12 protein-coding genes and 1 pseudogene are annotated in these 19,244 nt (G+C 45.2%); 9 read left to right on the forward strand and 4 right to left on the reverse strand.

Annotated elements, in window-relative coordinates; genetic code table 11:
* Positions 1-17: 17 nt before the first annotated feature.
* The 6 genes and pseudogenes from ACYX4M_RS08390 (at position 18) to ACYX4M_RS08415 (ending at position 7,454) form a co-directional block, all read left to right on the forward strand.
* Complete coding sequence (locus ACYX4M_RS08390; RefSeq protein WP_476082641.1) at positions 18-620, forward strand: Tll0287-like domain-containing protein; 603 nt, start codon at positions 18-20, stop codon at positions 618-620.
* A 367-nt stretch (positions 621-987) separates the two neighbouring features.
* Positions 988-2,568, forward strand: coding sequence for a cytochrome ubiquinol oxidase subunit I (locus tag ACYX4M_RS08395; RefSeq protein WP_014980598.1), 1,581 nt, complete (start codon positions 988-990; stop codon positions 2,566-2,568).
* Positions 2,565-3,703 (forward strand): annotated as a pseudogene (gene cydB, locus ACYX4M_RS08400) (cytochrome d ubiquinol oxidase subunit II). Before ACYX4M_RS08395 ends, cydB begins: the two are co-directional and overlap by 4 nt.
* A 10-nt stretch (positions 3,704-3,713) precedes the next feature.
* A complete protein-coding gene (gene cydX / locus ACYX4M_RS08405) occupies positions 3,714-3,827 on the forward strand; it encodes a cytochrome bd-I oxidase subunit CydX (RefSeq protein ID WP_012519975.1) in 114 nt (37 codons plus the stop codon).
* A gap of 224 nt (positions 3,828-4,051) precedes the next feature.
* Positions 4,052-5,809: an ABC transporter transmembrane domain-containing protein gene (locus ACYX4M_RS08410; protein ID WP_476082642.1), complete on the forward strand. Its 1,758-nt coding sequence runs from the start codon at positions 4,052-4,054 to the stop codon at positions 5,807-5,809.
* The gene (locus ACYX4M_RS08415) at positions 5,802-7,454 is read left to right on the forward strand and encodes an ATP-binding cassette domain-containing protein (RefSeq protein WP_476082643.1); all 1,653 of its coding nucleotides are present in this window, start codon (positions 5,802-5,804) and stop codon (positions 7,452-7,454) included. The genes ACYX4M_RS08410 and ACYX4M_RS08415 overlap by 8 nt, the downstream gene beginning before the upstream one ends.
* Here ACYX4M_RS08415 and ACYX4M_RS08420 read toward each other — a convergent pair.
* The 3 genes from ACYX4M_RS08420 to ACYX4M_RS08430 are packed head-to-tail and all read right to left on the reverse strand — an operon-like array spanning position 7,444 to position 11,400.
* Positions 7,444-9,018 (reverse strand): sugar porter family MFS transporter, encoded by a 1,575-nt coding sequence (locus ACYX4M_RS08420; RefSeq protein WP_476082644.1) that lies wholly within the window; start codon positions 9,016-9,018, stop codon positions 7,444-7,446. The genes ACYX4M_RS08415 and ACYX4M_RS08420 overlap by 11 nt on opposite strands.
* Position 9,019: 1 nt before the next feature.
* The gene (locus ACYX4M_RS08425; RefSeq protein ID WP_476082645.1) at positions 9,020-10,021 is read right to left on the reverse strand and encodes a LacI family DNA-binding transcriptional regulator; all 1,002 of its coding nucleotides are present in this window, start codon (positions 10,019-10,021) and stop codon (positions 9,020-9,022) included.
* A 20-nt stretch (positions 10,022-10,041) separates the two neighbouring features.
* Positions 10,042-11,400 (reverse strand): GH1 family beta-glucosidase, encoded by a 1,359-nt coding sequence (locus ACYX4M_RS08430; RefSeq protein WP_476082646.1) that lies wholly within the window; start codon positions 11,398-11,400, stop codon positions 10,042-10,044.
* 205 nt (positions 11,401-11,605) lie between these two features.
* Here ACYX4M_RS08430 and ACYX4M_RS08435 point away from each other — a divergent pair, with 205 nt between their 5' ends.
* The 3 genes from ACYX4M_RS08435 to nhaC all read left to right on the forward strand — a co-directional run bounded on the left by ACYX4M_RS08435 (position 11,606) and on the right by nhaC (position 17,153).
* Complete coding sequence (locus ACYX4M_RS08435) at positions 11,606-12,868, forward strand: sugar MFS transporter (protein ID WP_476082647.1); 1,263 nt, start codon at positions 11,606-11,608, stop codon at positions 12,866-12,868.
* Positions 12,869-12,880: 12 nt separating this feature from the next.
* A complete protein-coding gene (locus ACYX4M_RS08440; protein WP_476082648.1) occupies positions 12,881-15,433 on the forward strand; it encodes a glycoside hydrolase family 3 protein in 2,553 nt (850 codons plus the stop codon).
* Positions 15,434-15,665: 232 nt separating this feature from the next.
* Complete coding sequence (nhaC, locus tag ACYX4M_RS08445; RefSeq protein WP_476082649.1) at positions 15,666-17,153, forward strand: Na+/H+ antiporter NhaC; 1,488 nt, start codon at positions 15,666-15,668, stop codon at positions 17,151-17,153.
* Positions 17,154-17,274: 121 nt separating this feature from the next.
* Here the strand turns inward: nhaC and ACYX4M_RS08450 are convergent, their stop codons facing one another.
* Positions 17,275-19,158 (reverse strand): GGDEF domain-containing protein, encoded by a 1,884-nt coding sequence (locus ACYX4M_RS08450; RefSeq protein WP_476082650.1) that lies wholly within the window; start codon positions 19,156-19,158, stop codon positions 17,275-17,277.
* Positions 19,159-19,244 lie beyond the last annotated feature (86 nt).

The following is a 19,244-nucleotide window of genomic DNA, read 5'->3' on the forward strand; positions in this document are numbered from 1 at the left end:
AATAGGAGAGTTAAACAATGAAAGTACGCATCTTTTTAACTGCGTTGGGGGTAGCCGTAAGCGCCGGGTGCTCTTTCGCTAATGCACAAACCAACGAGCTAGCTGAAAGCGAAGTACAAACAAAAGTGAAGCAGGCAAAAGTTCACGCTAAAGCCCTTGGCGGAGCGCTTAAATCTAGACTAAAACAGGCAATTCAGTCTGGCGGTTTGGAAGCAGGTGTAGAAGAGTGTCAGTTGGCCGCTGAGCCTATCGCCGAGGGGCTTAGCCAAAATGGGTGGGAAGTAGGGCGTACTGCGCTAAAAGTAAGAAACCCGAATAACGCGCCAGACGAATGGGAGCGCGAGCAGCTAGCCCTTTTCGCTTCTCTATTGAAAAAGACTAAGCTAGAGGGTGAGCCGCCGTCTACGCCTATAGACACCTATAAATATGACAGTGACAGTGGCGAATTCCGGTACATGATGGCTATTCAACAAGGTCAAGTTTGCATGGCGTGCCACGGTGCCCAAATTGCACCTTCAGTAAAAGAAACCATTTTAAAACATTACCCTAAGGATGAGGCCACTGGGTTTGAACTTGGTGAATTGCGCGGCGCGTTTACAGTGACCTATTTGCCGCAGTAATTTAAGTTAATTTTGTATTAGCTGAAGCAAAAGCTCTCTTCTCAACCTATTAAACAAGGCTACGACGCCCCCCTCTTCTTTTTGTCTGTGTCAATTTTGTCATTGAAAGTGACAAAATTGGCGCGGCAATCGTATTGAATCCTTGCGATGGATCAAAGTGCGCAACTTTTCGCCATGGAATAATTGTCCTGCACAGTACGAATAGACTGTCATTCATCAGTTGTTAGTTCAGATTAACGAGAAAAGTGATGTATGGCACAAACCATGCTCTAGCTGTGATGAATGTTCACGTGATAACCACTGAATAACCAATAAATTTATTTAAGGTCAAGCGCTTATCGCGCAAAAGAGACAAGGGAGATAACCCATGAGCGATACGTTAATAGAACTATCGCGGTGGCAATTTGCATTAACTGCGATGTTCCACTTTATTTTTGTACCCTTAACACTAGGGCTAAGCTTTTTACTTGCCATCATGGAGTCGGTCTATGTGATGACAGGTAAAGAGATATACAAGCAAATGACCCAGTTTTGGGGAAAGCTGTTTGGTATTAACTTTGCCATTGGGGTAGCCACAGGCTTAACCATGGAATTCCAGTTCGGCATGAACTGGTCATACTATTCCCACTATGTCGGCGATATCTTTGGCGCGCCTTTGGCTATTGAAGGGCTTATGGCCTTCTTCTTGGAGTCTACCTTCGTGGGCCTGTTCTTCTTTGGCTGGGATAAAATGTCTAAGGTGAAGCACCTTATGGCTACTTGGTTAGTTGCCATTGGTTCTAACTTCTCAGCACTTTGGATCCTAATCGCTAATGGTTGGATGCAGTACCCTGTAGGCGCTGAATTTAACTTTGAAGCAATGCGTATGGAAATGACCAGCTTCGCTGACGTTATTTTTAACCCTGTAGCACAGGTTAAGTTCGTTCATACGGTTTCAGCAGGTTACGTGACCGGCGCCATGTTTGTGTTGGCAATCTCTAGCTACTATCTACTAAACCACAAGCATATTGCGTTTGCCCGACGTTCGTTTGCGATTGCAGCCAGCTTTGGCTTAGCTTCAACTTTGTCAGTTATTGTTTTAGGTGACGAAAGTGGCTATGAACTGGGTGACGTGCAAAAAGTGAAATTAGCTGCTGTTGAGGCTGAATACGAGACCCACCCTGCGCCAGCACCCTTCACTGTTTTTGGTATACCTAACGATGAAAAAGAAGAAACTGAATACGCCCTTCAGATTCCGTGGGCAATGGGCATCATTGCTACTCGCTCGTTAACCGAAGAAGTGAAGGGTATTAAGGATCTTAAAGAAGAGAATCGCGAGCGTATTTTAAGCGGCATCAAAGCTTATGAAGTGCTTGATGATGTAAGAAATGGAACCGCAACAGCAGAGCAGCGCGCGGCCTTTGAAGCCAATAAAGACAGTCTTGGCTACGCCATGCTGCTTGAGCCCTATACAGACGATGTGTCAAACCCATCAGACACAGCCATTCAACAAGCCGTTGACTACAGCATTCCTCCGGTGGCCCCGCTATTTTGGAGTTTCCGAATCATGGTTGCCGCAGGCTTTATTATGCTAGCTCTGTTCTTGTGTGCATTTTATTACAGCACAAAGCATAAAATCACCAAGCCTCGCTGGCTACTAAGAGGCGCTCTCTATGGTTTACCACTTCCTTGGGTGGCCTGTGAAGCAGGCTGGTTCGTTGCTGAATATGGTCGTCAGCCATGGTCTATTGCAGAAGTATTACCGGTGCATACCTCAGTGTCTAACTTGGCGATTAGCGACGTGGTAACCACTATTGTTGCCTATACCGTTTTCTACACAGCAATGTTCATCATTGGTTTTTACCTAATGAAAAAATTTGCGAAGAAAGGTCCTGTGCCTCCGGAAGATACAAAGACTGAAACTGAGCTTGATCTTATTGACCTTGATGAGCAAGGAGCAAAAGCATGATTGATTATGAACTGTTACGCGTCATTTGGTGGTGCTTAGTTGGCGTGCTGCTAATTGGGTTCGCCGTCACTGACGGCTTCGACTTAGGGGTGGGCGCTTTGCTTACCCTTATCGGGAAAAATGACAAAGAACGTCGTGTGATGATTAACACCGTTGGACCTCATTGGGACGGAAATCAGGTGTGGTTTATTACCGCTGGTGGCGCTATCTTTGCGGCGTGGCCAATGATTTATGCTACGGCGTTTTCGGGCTTTTACCTTGCTTTGGCATTAACCTTGATTACCCTATGGATGCGTCCTATTGGTTTTGATTACCGCAGTAAACTACCAAACCCACAGTGGCGCAAAGCCTGGGACTGGGCGCTATTTGCTGGTGGCATTATTCCGTCGCTCATCTTCGGTGTTGCGTTCGGTAACCTGCTATTAGGGGTGCCTTTCGAATTAGATAATACTCTGAAATCTACTTATACAGGGTCGTTCTTCGGGCTGCTAACACCTTTTGCCTTAGTGAGTGGATTACTGTCGGTGGCTATTTTACTTAACCATGGCGCAACTTGGTTACAAATGAAAACTGATGGCTTTATTGAAGTTCGCGCCCGAGCTGTGTCAGTGGTATTGAGCCTTGTAGGCGTAGCCTTGTTTGTTATTGCCGGTTTTTGGGTAGCATTTGGCTTAGATGGCTTTGTAATTACCTCTGCGGTAGACACCATTGCTACATCGAACCCGCTTAAGAAAGAGGTCGCTATTGAAGCGGGCGCTTGGATGAGCAATTACAGCAAATATCCTTTCATGGTGATAGCCCCTGTATTAGGTATAGTGGCTGGTCTTGCCTGCGCTTTCTTCTCTAAGAAAGGCAACCCGGGTATGGCGTTTGTATCAAGTGCACTGTTTATCACTGGCGTAATTTTAACTGCGGGCTTTTCAATGTTCCCGTTCCTAATGCCTAGCATCACAATGCCAGAAGCTTAGCCTTACTGTATGGGATGCAACGTCTAGTCACATGACGCTGAACGTTATGTTCATTGTTGCCTGCATCTTTGTACCTATTGTACTGAGCTATACGGCTTATAGCTTCTGACGTAATGCGCGGTCGCATCAAAAATGATGACCTCGACCAATCTCACACTATCTATTAAGGAGATATTTATGTGGTATTTCGCTTGGATATTAGGTGTTTTACTGGCGTGCTCTTTCGGCATTATCAACGCCATGTGGTTAGAAGCTACAGAAAATATGGATAGACCGGAAGATCAAGAGTAGAAATGGAAGTAGGCTGGCCGCAAGAACACGCCGTGAACCCATCCGTGGGGGCTTTGCAGCGGCATCCCAGCCGCTGAAAGTTCTTGCAGCCAGCCCACCACCACTTCGAAGAGAAAAAGAAGCGCGGAATTATTGAGAGGTGGAGGAGGGCTTTTTTGCAGCGAGCCTATCACTTCAAAAAAAGTTAAAAATAAACGAAACAACAAAAAAGATAGAAACGAACAGTGACTAAAGAAAAGGTTCCCAACAGACAAACACTTACTAAGTGGTGTAAGGAAGTGGATAGCGCGCAATCGCTTGGCTTGCGCCGTTCGCTTATGTCACAGGTAGCAGTTAAGTGTTTGTCGCTTTTTTCTTTAATTATTGGCTTTTATTACTTTTCTAATATTGCCCAAGACTGGGTAGTGAACAAAACACCTGCGACCCGTGGCGATATAGTAGGGCTTTCTTGCTGCCTAGCATTGTGTTGGGTATTCCAAGGCGCGTTTAACGCCCTTTCTAGTGTGGGCAAAGCGAAGGCACTTGATAAACTTGAAGTGCATTTGAAGCAGGTGTTTGTCGCCCGTCAGCATGCGCTTATCCGCCAGCACTCTGTTTATTATTGGCAAACCCTTTGGCTGCAGCATATGCAGGCTTTTATCGATTGGGCGCTAGAATATCGGGTACAGCAAATGATAGCGGTAATAGTGCCATTGCTGGCTTTAGCCGTTATTTTCTTGGTAAACCCCATAATCGGTTTTGGTCTACTGCTTACACTACCTGTTGTGCCACTTTTTATGATTATCGTAGGTAAAGGGGCGGCCGCACTGCATCGCAAGCACTTTATTGCGCTTGAACGATTAGGTAGCTTGTTTACTGATCGCTTGGCTGCACTGCCTATGCTGGCTAGCTTTCAGGCTCATCAAAAACAAACTGATTTGTTGAAGCAAGCCAGTGATAATTTAAATACGCGAACTATGAAAGTGGTAAGTGTGGCGTTTCTATCTAACAGCGTGTTGGATTTTTTCGCCACGCTTGCCGTGGCCTTAGTGGCGGTATTTATCGGTTTTTCATTGTTGGGTGAATTAGATATTGGGCCTGCAATAACACTACAGCAAGGTTTGTGGGTGCTGCTTACTGTACCCTTGCTGTTAAGTGAAATGAAAAAATTGGGTCAGATCTATCATCAAAAAGCACAGGCAGAAGCCGCGCAAGACGAACTTGCTCCTTTGTTCTCTGTGTATATTCAAGCTCAGGTTAAAATGCTTTCAGATACAAAAGAGGATAGCCATTCTGAGCGTATGAACACATCACGCGAATCTTTGCTTTCAGCCTCTCACTTTAACGTTTTTGATATGAACGCGTCGCTATTTACGTCGTTATCATCCTCTACAAACGCACAGCCTGCATTGCTTAGTGCAGATAGCCTTAATGTTTTTAAAGGCGATAAAATTTTACTCAGCGGTGCTTCGGGCTCTGGTAAAACGCTGTTGTTAGAAGCACTCGGTGGGCAGCGCCCAGCATCTCACAAATTTAACGAGCCGGTTGTGTGGATCACGCAGCACCCAGTGGTAACACCAGGTTCGGTACGAGAGAACCTATGCCTTGATGACTGCTATACGGATGAAGCGCTTAAGGAGGTACTTCATGCGGTAGAATTAGGGCAGTGGCTAGCACTATTACCCTATGGATTAGACACGTTAATGACAGATTACCCATTACTTTCTGGGGGCGAGGCGCAGCGTCTATCTTTAGCTCGGGCTTTGTTGCGAAACGCAGGCATATGGCTATTGGATGAACCAACGGCGCATTTACCAGATCCCCAACATCACAGACTGGCTCAGCTTATCAACCGCCTAGGTGACAACAAAACCTTGATTTGGGCTTCGCACAAGGCACTACCTGCCAATTGGTTCTCACACTTCTGGGCTATTAAAGACGGTGAGGTGAAAACAGTATCAATTGCTGGCCAAAGCAAAGAGCAGGCGTCGACAAATGAATAGTACTAAACCCGCCTATTTAACGTTATTGCTCGCCTTAGCTCATGGTGTAGCAGGCATCAGTATCTTGGTTATTTCTTCTTGGTTTATTGCCGTCAGTGCAATTGCGCCTGTTGGCTTTAACTATGTCATTCCTGCTGTTGTTATCCGCGCACTTGCGCTACTTCGCATTGCATCAGGCTACGCCAGTATGTGGGTTGGCCATAACGATTTACTCGCTCGGATAGCCAATATTAGATTAGGCGTATTCAGCCAGCTTGAAAACAGTCAGATCAATGAAAAAGCCTTAACTACAGAAGCACTAGCTCATCATACCGAAGAGCTTGCTAGTCGTTGGATAGCGTGGATAGCGCCGCTGTCTAGCGCTATGTTTATTTTCACGTGTCTTTGTTTGATAGCCACGTGGTTTGATTTTCCTGGTGCAGGATTGCTTATTGCCCTTTTTGTGGCGTGGTCGATAGCGGTAGTACTACAAGGGCTAAGGGCCCTTCGTATCGCTAAGCGCGCAACGAGCGCGAATGCCGAGTTTAGACAAGCGTCGAACAACTTTTTAAATAGTAGTGCAATCTGGCATTTAAACAGCGGGTTTGTTGGTCAGCGCGAAGACAATGTTACTAGGGCATACAATAGCCATAGCGCTTCTAATGCCTGCACGCTAGATGTTAAAGAGAAAAAGACATCGAACATAGTCGGAAAAAACGTTAGTGCTAAAGCAGTATGGCAAGAAAAGGCTGCACAAAAAAATACAGCTAATCGCACCGCGTGGTGGTTTCAGGGTATAGCGTTTTTGCTGGTTGTGCTAATGATGTCTGGTGCTTTATCCATCGCGCAGACGCTGCTTTTTGCTCCCATCGCTATCGTAGTGCCTATGGTATTGCTAGCGGCGCCCGATTGGGCTGGGAACGCTTTTTCAAGCATATCTAAGTTTGCACAATACAAACGAAGCGTAAAAGCGCTTCGGCAAATGAAAACAACGCCCATCAAGATGCTCTGTGAAAGAGAGATAAATACCGCGATAACCTTAACGGATTTTTCGATAAAAGGCCGTCATACGAACAAAGTGAATACAAACATACCAGCTAAAGGTGTGGTTTGTGTGTCAGGTGCCTCTGGTTGTGGTAAATCATCTTTGCTTCAGGGGCTTGCGGGGCTACTTCCGGCCAACGGAAAGCGAGAAATTGATGGCGTTAATATACCTCCTGGTTTAGTCTCTAACTGGCGCTATGTTGAGCAAGAGCCCATCATATTATCTGGCACGCTTGCTTTAAATTTAGATCCTGCTGGACAGGAAATACCCCACAATCAAATGACGACGCTGCTGCAAGAGCTAGGTTTGGATAAGGGCTTACTATTGACTACCTGGGTAGGCAAAGCAGGACGGCCATTGTCTGGTGGTGAAAGAAAGCGTGTAGCGCTAACTCGGGCTATTTTAGCTAATCCACGAGTATTACTTGTAGATGAGCCGTTTGAAGGCTTAGACATTCATACACAACAACGAGTGTGTGACATGTTAAACCGCTATGCTACCGATAAGCTAGTGATAATTGCTTCACATGTCACCCCTAAAGCCCTCGTGGTGCAAAAAAACGTACAGTTAGACGAAGCGAGTATGGTTACCGTTAATGGCGAGCATCGCGCTACTTTGTAGCGAACTGCTCGAAATCCTTTGTAATGTCTTCCAGGCTTCTTCCTTTGGTTTCAGGGAAGAGCTTGGCAACCAGTATCAAGCTTACTAAAGCAAAACCGCCGTATATGGCAAAAGTGGCGGCAGCCCCTAAATTGGCAAGCTCCCATGGGAATACCATTTGAACCAAGAAGCTTGTGAGTGAATTCACCATACCCACCAAGGAAATTGCCAGTGCCCGAGTTTGGTTAGGGAAAATTTCGGCCAGCATGGCCCACATTACAGGGCCCAATGACATAGCGAACGAAGCAACAAAGGCGATGATGCCAAAAAGTACTAGCGGCGCATTCATAGTGATACTGCTAGTAAGTAGTGGCTGCTGGTAAGTATCGAATTCTTCACTTGATAAAACAGTTTTAAGCGCTCGTTTAAACTCCACGTCCGAATAATAGATCTCGTTGGTTAGAGGTTCTAGTTTGCTTGTCGCGCTGGGTGCCTCTTGCTGTATAGCGCTAACGGCAGTTTGTTGAACTTGATACGTTGCCTGCTTAAATCCATAAGTGCAGATAGCCATACTGATCACTACGCCAGTAAGACCTATCAACAACAAAGGTTTTCTACCCCATTTATCAATGGTTAACATTGCGACTATGGTGAACGCTACGTTTACCACGCCAATCAATACCGCTTGCATAAAGGCTGCATTGGTACCCACACCACTTTGTTCAAAAATAGTGGGGGCGTAGAAAAAGATAACGTTGATGCCGGTAATTTGCTGCGCAATGGCAATAATGATTCCCACCATCAAAGGAAAGCGCATAGCTTTTGCTTTTAGAAAGCCTAGGCGCTCACCTAGTGACCAAGATTTTTCTTTCAACGATGACGAAATGTCTTCAACCAGCTCTTTTGCTTGTTCATGGTCAAATAAACGGTTTATTACCTGCTCTGCCTCTTGCTGACGGCCCTTTAATACGAGCCAACGGGGGCTGCGAGGAATGGTAAAGAGTAAGCCGAACCACAGCGCCGCTGGAATGATTTCAAGACCAAGCATGTAGCGCCATAAATGCGTATCTAAACCCCAATGGGCAACCAAAGCTGCTCCACTGCCGCTAAGTTGTAGCAAGTAATAGTTAGTGAAATAGGACAAGGCGAAACCAAACACAATGTTGAGTTGATTCACCGATACCATTTTTCCACGGTTTTCTGGTGAGCTAATCTCTGAAATATACAGTGGGGCAATAATTAGTGAACAGAAGGCAATGCCGCCGATAAAGCGAGAGAGCACTAACAATTCGAAATTAGGGGCGAAGGCTGAGCCAACAGAAGAAAGTAGATAAAGGAAAGCGACAAGGATGAGTGCTTTACGTCTGCCAAAGGCGTCGCTCACGCCACCGGCAAATAGCATGGCTATTAGCGCACCTAGTGTGGGAGAGCTTACGACGAAGCCTTGCTGCCAGTCGCTTAGGTTAAATTCGGCGTCAATAAAGCCATTGGCTCCCGCTATTACACTGGCATCAAAGCCAAATATGAACCCACCAAGGGAAACAATGAGCGTGTAGTATAGCGAGGGAGACAGGGCTTTATTCATCTTATAATTTGCCTAATGTGTCCCTATCAACAACCTCTGGAACAAATAAGTGCTCAATTGGGATAGGACTTTTAATGTCATAAACATGTTCAAGTACCCAATAAGCGGCCATTTCTCCCATAGCGTGAATAGGGTTATTAATGGTAGTGAGTTTTGGATAAAGGTAGCGCGAAAACAGTACGTTATCGAAACCGATGATAGAAAGCTGACTTGGGATATCAAACCCAGCTTCTCGTGCCGCCGTCATTGCGCCAGAGGCCATTTCATCGTTTGCGCACACAAGGGCGGTGAAGTCTGGAAAGGTCGCTTGAAGATGCTGCATCCCTTCCTGGCCTGTTGACTCATGGAAGTCGCCTTCGAACAAACTGTTGCTGTCAAATGTAAGTCCTGCTTCTTCAAGAGCTTTTTTGTGACCAGTAAGACGATCGCTCGCATCTTTTTTAAATAGCGGTCCGCTAATATAAGCTATTTTCGTATGACCCGCGTCAATGGCCGCTTTCGTTGCCAAGTAGCCACCTTGAACGTTGTCTACGACAAAGCAATTTTGCTCAAGCTCGTCTACTTTTCGATTAATCACTACAACCGGGACTTTGCTGTCGACCAGCTTTTTCAAGTATTCGTCAGAGACTGCCTCAGCGTGCAAGATAAGCGCGTCACACCGGCGGCTTTTTAAGAACTCTATGGCTTCGTGTTCACGCTTTTCATCGACGTGTCCCGCGGTTATGATTACATGCTTACCACTTTTCTTTAGCACGTGTTCAACCGTGCTCATCAAGTCACCAAAGTATGAGCCATGCAGTTCGGAAACAAGTAAACCTACACTATTGGTACGGTTAGATGCCAGAGATTGCGCAATGGCGTTGGGCTGATAGCCCAGCGATGCCATAGCGTCTTCCACTTTTTTACGCGTGCGTTCGCTTACTTTCGCGTTTCCATTCATAACGCGAGAGACGGTAGCCAGCGATACCCCAGCTGCTTCTGATACTTGGTAAATTGTTGCCATACGGTTTCTAGTAATTGTCCTTATTTAATACCGCTAATGTACCCATTTATGCGACTCTTCACCAGTTTTGAATAGGCTAAAGCACTTTGTTTTAAGGTGCGTTTTTGGGTTTCGTAGTCAACATATACAATGCCAAAACGCTTGGAATAACCCAGCGCCCACTCAAAGTTGTCCATCAGGCTCCATGCAAAATACCCGCGAATGTCCACACCCTTTTCCATTGCTTGATTTACGGCATTTAAGTGAGTGTGAAAATAAGCGGTACGCGTATCATCTATAACTTCACCGTCATTAAGGACATCATCCATTGCCGCACCGTTTTCTGTAATATAAATGGGCGGTAAGTCATAGCGCTCATTGAGATCAACGAGCAGTTCGGTAAATGCGTCAGGGGTAACTTCCCAGCCCATTGCGGTTAGCTCGTTTGTTGCTGGTGGAACAATTTCAAACCAACCATTTCCATCATTTTGATAGAGGGTGCGTGTGTAGAAATTAATACCCAAATAATCGATAGGTTGAGAAATGATATCCATATCACCTTCAAGTATTTCTGGTTTGCTATCAGTATCGAGCATGTTGATAACGTCAGGGTATGTACCTTCTATTATCGGCTTTAAATACCACTGGTTATGGTAGTCGTCGGCCAGTTTAGCTGCGTGCTTATCTTCGTTAGAATTCGTCGTTGTATGGCAGTTACTAAAGTTAAGCACAATACCGTTTTGACTGTTCGGGCAATGGCTATTAAGTACTTTCAAAGCTAACCCATGTGCAAGCAACAGGTGGTGCGCTGCTTTACGCCCGTTGCCCATCCCTGTTTTACCAGGAGCATGAATACCGGCTTCATAGCCTAAATAAGCAGAGCAAAATGGCTCGTTTAAGGTGGCGTAAGAATAGACTTTCTCGCCCAATGTCTTTGCAACGGCCTCTGCGTATTTTTCAAATGCGTAGGCGGTGTCGCGGTTTAGCCAGCCGCCATTGTCTTCAAGGTGCTGCGGTAAATCCCAGTGATAAAGCGTAACGAACACTTTCATACCGCGTTTTACGACTTCGTTAACTAGGTTGACGTAAAATTGCATACCTACTTCATTAACGGTGCCGTCTTGTTTCATAACGCGGGGCCAAGAAATAGATAGTCGATAGGCATCGACACCCAAGGCATCGATAAGCGCTACATCTTCCTTCCAAAGCGCTACGTGATCGCAAGCTACATCACCGTTAGTTGCATCTGAAATTGTCCCGCTCTTTTCACAGAAGGTGTCCCAAATGCAGTCCAACCTTCCTTTTCTGTCGCCTTCTATTTGAAAGCTTGATGTAGCTACACCAAACAGGAAGTCTTTAGAAAGCATCATAGAATTGGATGGAAGGTTAATGTCTTTCATCGTAGAAATGTCCTAGCAATAACAATTTCGTCATATTTGCTTTGCTAATCGCTAAGCAAATAACATCATATTTACATTGAATTCGATAACGCTTCATGTAATTATCTACTCAATGTAAGCGCTTACAAAATGGTTTGGATAAATATGTAAGCGCTTTCAAATGTAAATTTATCATTAATTAGAAAAATAGCAACAGAGGTTACTTGTGGACACACCAGTTCAGCCGAATATTTCATCCGCTCAGGAGCAAGGGGCAAACGGTAGCTACCGCTTTGCGCTAATCTCACTTACCACGTTGTTTTTCATGTGGGGATTTATTACATGTTTGAACGACATTCTTATTCCCTATCTAAAAGGAGCTTTTAACCTTAGCTTTACGCAAGCAATGTTAATTCAATTTTGTTTCTTTAGCGCTTATTTCATCGTATCGCTCCCCGCGGGAATGGTTGTGTCGCGCATTGGTTACCAAAAAGGCATTGTGCTTGGTTTAGCTATAGCCTGTGTAGGGTGCTTGCTATTTTTCCCCGCTGCGTCTAGTCAAATTTATGGTGTTTTCTTGTTGGCGCTCTTTGTGTTGGCGTCAGGTATAACCATACTTCAAGTGTCTGCTAACCCCTTTGTTACAGCACTTGGTGACCCTAAAACGGCATCGTCACGACTTACCATGACACAGGCATTCAACGCGTTTGGTACCACAGTGGCGCCATTCTTCGGCTCTTATCTTATCTACGGTGCCACAGGCGAGCACGGTGGGGGCACGCCAAGCCCGTCAGATGTACAGGTTCCTTATCTTATACTGGCGGCATCGCTACTGCTCCTAGCTCTTGTATTCATGTACTTGAAGTTACCTAAGCTTAACCACACAGGCGCAAATGCAGGTGTATTTAAAGGCGGCGCATGGCATCACAAACACCTTGTATTAGGTGCGGTTGGTATCTTTATGTACGTAGGTGCTGAAGTTGCTATAGGTAGTATGCTAGTTAACTACTTAGCTAGCCCTGCGGTGGGCGGCCTAACTGAAGCTGGCGCGGCGAAACTGCTGGCATATTACTGGGGTGGAGCCATGGTAGGGCGCTTTATCGGCGCTGTCGTTATGCAAAAAATCTCTGGCGGCTATGTACTTGCCTTTAATGCTTGTGTAGCAATTGGCCTTATTTTGCTATCGCTTTCAAGTACGGGTGACCTTGCGCTGTGGAGTATATTAGGCGTAGGTTTATTTAACTCAATTATGTTCCCTACCATTTTCAGTCTTGCACTACAGCAACTAGGTAAGGACACACCGCAAGGTTCAGGTATTTTATGCCTAGCTATTGTGGGCGGAGCTATCGTTCCACTTTTTCAAGGTATGCTGGCCGACTCGATTGGGGTTACGCTTTCATTCCTATTACCCGCTTCGTGCTATCTCTACATTGCTTATTATGGCCTTGTAGGAAGTCGCGTATCTAAATTTCAAACCACTGAAAAGTAACGAGGATTAATAATGCGAAAAAGTCTAATCGCGAAGGTTGTTGCAGGTGTATTGGTCAGTGTCTTAGTTAGCGCTTGTGCATCCGATGAAGACGCTTCTTCAGTTAACAGTGCCGTAGAAAAAACGAATAAAGCCAGTGAGATATGGCCTAAGCTAGATATCGAAGTAAAGTCAGCCCCTGCGGTAGAGAAAAAGGTAGACGATATTTTATCTACCATGACGCTTGAACAGAAAATTGCGCAGATGATACAGCCAGAAATTCGCAATATCACTGTTGAAGACATGCGTAAGTATGGGTTTGGCTCTTACCTCAATGGTGGTGGCGCATTTCCGAATAACGACAAGCATGCAACACCTGAAGACTGGGTGGCGCTTGCCGAAAAGCTATATCAAGCTTCCATTGACGACAGCCTAGATGGTTCGACAATCCCAACGATGTGGGGAACCGATGCTGTCCACGGTCATAACAATGTTATTGGCGCCACTTTATTTCCTCATAACATAGGTTTAGGAGCAGCAAATAACCCTGAACTAGTAGAGGAAATTGCCCATATCACAGCAAAAGAAGTGATGGCGACAGGCATTGATTGGGTATTTGCACCAACGGTTGCTGTTGTACGTGACGACCGTTGGGGCAGAACCTATGAAAGCTACTCTGAAGACCCAGCGATTGTAAGAGAATATGCAGCATCTGTGGTTAAAGGTCTACAAGGTGCTGCTGACAAAGACTTTTTAAGCGATCAGCGTGTAATCAGCACGGTAAAACACTTTGTCGGTGATGGCGGTACCGTAGGCGGGGACGATCAAGGTAACAACCTAGCTAGCGAGCAAGACCTGTTCAATATACATGCCCAAGGTTATGTTGGCGGATTAACCGTTGGTGCGCAGTCTGTTATGGCATCGTTCAACAGCTGGAACGGCGACAAACTTCACGGTCATAAGTACCTATTAAATGATGTACTTAAAGACCAAATGGGCTTTGACGGCTTCGTAGTAGGCGATTGGAACGGTCACGGCCAAGTTAAAGGCTGTAATAACGAAGACTGCGCGCAAGCTATCAACGCGGGTCTGGATATTTTCATGGTACCTAACGATTGGAAGGTTCTGTACGACAACACCCTCGCTCAAGTAAAAGATGGCACTATATCTATGGCCCGCATCGATGATGCAGTGCGCCGCATTCTTCGCGTGAAAGTACGAGCGGGCCTTTTTAATAAGCCAAGCCCAGCAAATCGCCCGTTATCTGGCGACCGTTCACTTATAGGTAAAGCAGAGCATCGTGAAGTAGCTGCGCAAGCGGTACGTGAGTCACTTGTGCTTTTGAAAAACAAAGATAAAACACTGCCTCTTTCTGCGAATAAAAACATATTAGTAGCGGGCGATGGTGCCGACAATATTGGTAAGCAGTCTGGTGGCTGGAGCATTACGTGGCAAGGCACCAACAATACTAATGCCGACTTCCCAGGCGGTAGTTCTATTTACGACGGTATACAAGAGCATGTCGAAAGTGCAGGTGGTAACGTAGAGCTTTCTGTTGAGGGCGATTTTGAAACTAAGCCAGATGTCGCCATTGTGGTATTCGGGGAAGAGCCTTACGCAGAAGGCCACGGCGATAGAGAAACGCTTATCTACCAATATGGCAGTAAGAAAGACTTAGCGCTACTTGAAAAGCTGAAGTCTCAAGGTATTCCTGTGGTATCTGTGTTTATCAGCGGCCGCCCAATGTGGGTAAATGCCGAGCTTAATGCATCTGACGCTTTTGTCGCCGCTTGGTTACCTGGCTCTGAAGGTGCTGCGGTAGCTGATGTGCTGTTTGGCGAACAAGACTTTAAAGGAAAGCTATCTTTCTCTTGGCCATCAGAGCCTCAGCAGATAGTTAATAAAGGCGATGAGGCTTACGAGCCGCTCTTACCTTATGGTTTTGGTCTTACTTTCAGCGATGAAAATGTATTAAGCGATGCGTTAAATACTGAAATAAAAGTCAGCACTGACAGCAACAAGCCGATGGAAATCCTTAATGGTGCCGTGCAGTCACCGTGGGTACTATGGCTGTATTCAGGTGATGAAACGCTACCTGTGAACGCAAGCACTCACACTGTTGGCGCGCTGACCTACCGTACTGTGGACAAAGTAGTGCAAGAAGATGCGCGAAAAGTTACCTTTGATGGCTCTGAATTTGCGGCTATGCGCTTTGCTAGCAAGAGCTTTTTCCGCGAAGACTTAAGTGCACAGTTACTCACTAGCGGGGCGTTAAGCTTTAACGTTAGCCGTCACTCCGATATTAATGCGCCTGTCACCGTAGGTATGAACTGTGAGGGCGAAGGGGATGCTGCGGGCAGCTGTTCAACGCAGATTGATATTAGCGAGCAGCTTAAAGCGATGCCTGCTGATACATGGACAAACGTGAGCATTGACCTGCAGTGCTATGTTGACGAGGGCATTGACTTCACCGGTCTTGTCGTACCGTTTGAGCTAGGCAGCTCAGGTAAGGCAAGTTTGAGCGTAGCAGATATTCAGTTTACGCCAAGTACGGCAGAATCAGCGAGTATAAGCTGCCAAGAGTAAGTTAAAGCTCTATTACTAGACCTTAAAAAGCGTCGCCGGGGCAAAGCCTTGGCGACGTTTTTGTTTGTAAAAAGCTCAACCCCCACTCATTTGCGTCACCGATCTTTTCCCCACGTTACCCCGTAGCTATGTTTATTAAATCTGCAAATCAGTGGCTGGATGATAACTGATTCAAGCAGGGTATTTTGCTAAGTCGTCGTTCACTTCACATGTTTATTTACAGGGTAGTAATATGACAAAGGAAAAAACGCCTACACCCCATCTTTATCTTGCTTTGACGCCAGTTGTTTTAACCCTTTTGATATTGGGTATGCAGATCTTTTACTTCGGCGTGTTCGAACCTCATATACCACTTGCCATCGGTATAGCATTGACTAGTTTTGTAGGGACTTATCTTGGTCTGACATGGGAAGAAGTACGGGCAGGTATTTTTAAAGTCATCCATGTGGCCTTACCGTCGGTAAGTGTTCTTATTGTTGTAGGAATGATCATAGGTATTTGGATAGCTAGCGGTACTGTACCTACGATTATTTACTATGGGCTAAAGACCCTTTCTCCCCAAATCTTTCTGGCTGCCGGTATGGTTATCTGTGCAGTCGTTTCTGTTTCGCTAGGTACAAGTTGGGGCAGCGTAGGTACCGTTGGTTTAGCATTAATGGGTATTGGCGAGGGCTTCGATATACCCATGTACTGGACAGCAGGAGCGGTGGTTTCTGGGGCTTTCTTTGGTGACAAGGTATCGCCGCTGTCAGATACCACAAACCTTGCTCCGGCAGTAACCGGTACAGATGTGTTTTCACATATAAAAAATATGATGGCAACAACAATCCCCGCCATGGTAATAGCATTTTTAATCTATCTGGGTGTAGGCTTCTTTGTCATAGATGCCCAAAGCGTTTCATTTGCCAAAATTGCGGGTATCACCACAGCGCTTGAAGACAATTTCACCATATCTGGCTGGGCACTTTTGCCTGCACTTATTGTAATGGGGCTGGCACTAAAGAAAATTCCGCCACTTCCTGCATTATTTGCTGGTGCCGTAGTGGGAGGCGTATTTGCTATGTTTATGCAGGGGCAAAGCCTGCAGGCCGTATTCGACTATGCAAATAACGGCTACTCCATTAATACCAATATCATTGAAATAGATAGTCTGCTCAATCGCGGTGGTGTTCAGTCTATGATGTGGACTATCTCATTGGTGCTTATTGCCCTTGGTTTCGGTGGGGCGTTAGAGACAACGGGCTGCTTACGAAGCATCATTAACGCAATTAAAAGCAAAGCAAAAACCTTTGCCGGTACACAGGTTGCGGCAGTTGGCACTGCCTTTTCCACTAACTTAGTTGCTGGCGACCCGTACTTATCAGTGGCTTTACCTGGAAGGATGTATTCGCCTGTTTATCGGGGCATGGGCTACTCCACCCTCAATCTGTCACGTGGCATTGAAGAGGGAGGAACGCTAATGTCTCCGCTTATACCTTGGAATGCCGGAGGCGCCTTTGTGATATCTGCTCTTGGTCTTGGTATTTCTGGCGCTAACTTGCAAAACTTGCTGTATATCCCCCTGGCTTTTGCCTGTTGGACGGCACCGCTGATAGGGATATTCTACGCCTATGTTGGCTGGTTCTCGCCAAAAGCTACAGACGCCGAACGTGAACAATGGAAGGCGTCGGACGCGGCAATTGCGAAGTTTAACGAAGATGGCACACCCGTTACCGAGTAACGATGGCCTAGAAAAAACAGTAGTCATAGTTAAAGCGAGACGCTTACCAAAGTGTTAGGGTTAATTAACCCTGGCACTGAGGTTTGTTCGGCTTGTTTAGCTTTTAATTCTTAGGCTTTTGTCAGTCGTCATGACTAAAAATACAAACTCTATTTCTACCGAATCTTTTAGCTACATAAAGTGCATCGTCACACTGCTTGATGAGTTTCGACGTTTCAATACCTTTTTGATACTGCGCAATGCCCGCAGAATAGGTTTGTGCACCAATATCTGGAGAAATACGCACTTTCCTATAGCTATCAAGGATTGAATCTACAACTTTTTTAGCTTCGGAAGCTGACGTTTTAGGTAGGCAAAGAATGAACTCCTCTCCACCATAGCGTCCAAAAGTATCTGTTTTTCTAATAGACTTAGAAACATGTTCACAAAAGGCTTTGAGTAAATTGTCCCCACATTCATGGCCGTAGTTGTCGTTAATTGCCTTGAAGTTATCCAAATCGATTAACACCAATGACAAGTCATTTTGATACGCCTTTGCCTCGTTGAGCTCTAACTGTATAACACCGAGTAAACTTCTTCTGTTGCGAACGCCTGTCAGTGTATCTACGGTTGCAAGTGTTTCTTGTTCTCTTTTCAGCCTTCTTTGAACAATGTATAGATAAGTTACGAGGGCTAAAAGCACCACTAAGACCAGCGCCCCAACACTCAGAATTAAATTTGTTCTGTTGCTGTTTGCGAGTTCCACGCCTGCTAATTCATGCTGTTTCTCTAAAAGTTGCAGTTTTCGCTCAGCAAGTGCGCTTTCATAGTAGTCGCTAAACACTTCCTCTCGAACGTCTGTCTGGTAATAAAGAGACTGATAAAAGTCTTTGCTGTCGCGCAATGCTGATATTGCCGCTTCTTTGTTTCCTGACTGCTCGAAGAAAGAAGACTGAATAGATTTAAACTGCGCCCAGTGCAAATCTGATGAGCTGTAATCGGCGCTTAGGCTGTCGATAATATTATCCATCAGTGCTTTAGCTGTTTCTAATTCGCGTTGTTCTACTAGCGCTTTAAATCGAAAGATTTGATAGGTATTAATATCGTACGAGTCAGGTAATGTGGATATAAAGTCCTCGGTTTTTTTAATTAATGTATGCGCCGCGTTAACTTTTTCTAAGGTATAAAAATACTCAATTTTTGAAACAAGACCATAGGCATAAGTATCCCAATCTTCAATAGATGTTGCGTAATCGATGAGCCGTTCAAGCGTAATCAATGCTTCGTCTATGCGACCTGAATTTTCAAAACTTCTTCGTTGGCAATCAAGTGCAATTTGGTAATACCTGTGGGGACTTGCCTTGGGTCTATTGCGAAAGAATGCTTCTGCTCGTGAACACAACTCCAACGCGCCTTTATCCTCGCCTAGATAAGACATACTGAGTCCTATCTCAAGCTCCATGGTTTCGATTGCACCATCTCCAAAAAATTGTTTTTCAGATAGTGAGGGGAGTTCTTCTATAATTTTCGCGTTGTCATTTAGCGATGCTCTTATTAAGCCCATACGAGCAAGAAAGATGGATTTTGTGGCAAGGGCATCAAAATAAAGTTCTTTGTCTTTGTTACGAGCAAACGCGATGATTTTGTCAATTTCGCCGTGAGCTAAACGCCACTTTTCTTGTATAGCCAAGTTATAGGCTGACAGAATTTTATGCCGGTAGTACAAAGAGGGATTGGTATTTTTTACTTCTTTAAGATGATGTGACGGAGCAAGGTAGTATTTTTCAAACCCAGTTGGATGGTCAATGATTGAGTGCAGCAAAGCGATATAAACGGATGCAACAGGTGACGGTGTAGATAAGCTTTCAGAGTCAGAAACTAATGACATCAACGCTTCTTTACTTTTAGGTTTGCTGCTTATAATTTGGGAATATGCTTGGAAATATTTATCACCGCTAATCGCAAAAGTAGAATTAATTCCCATCAAAAATAGCACTAGCGCGCTAATATACTTCTTATACTTCACTTGTTTTCTTCTTCTACTACTCATACCTGAGCTTATGAAGTGAGGTTACCAAAAAATGGCAGAAATGTTTGATGATTTTAGCGGGT

The organism is Alteromonas sp. ABV4_150, assembly GCF_056311745.1.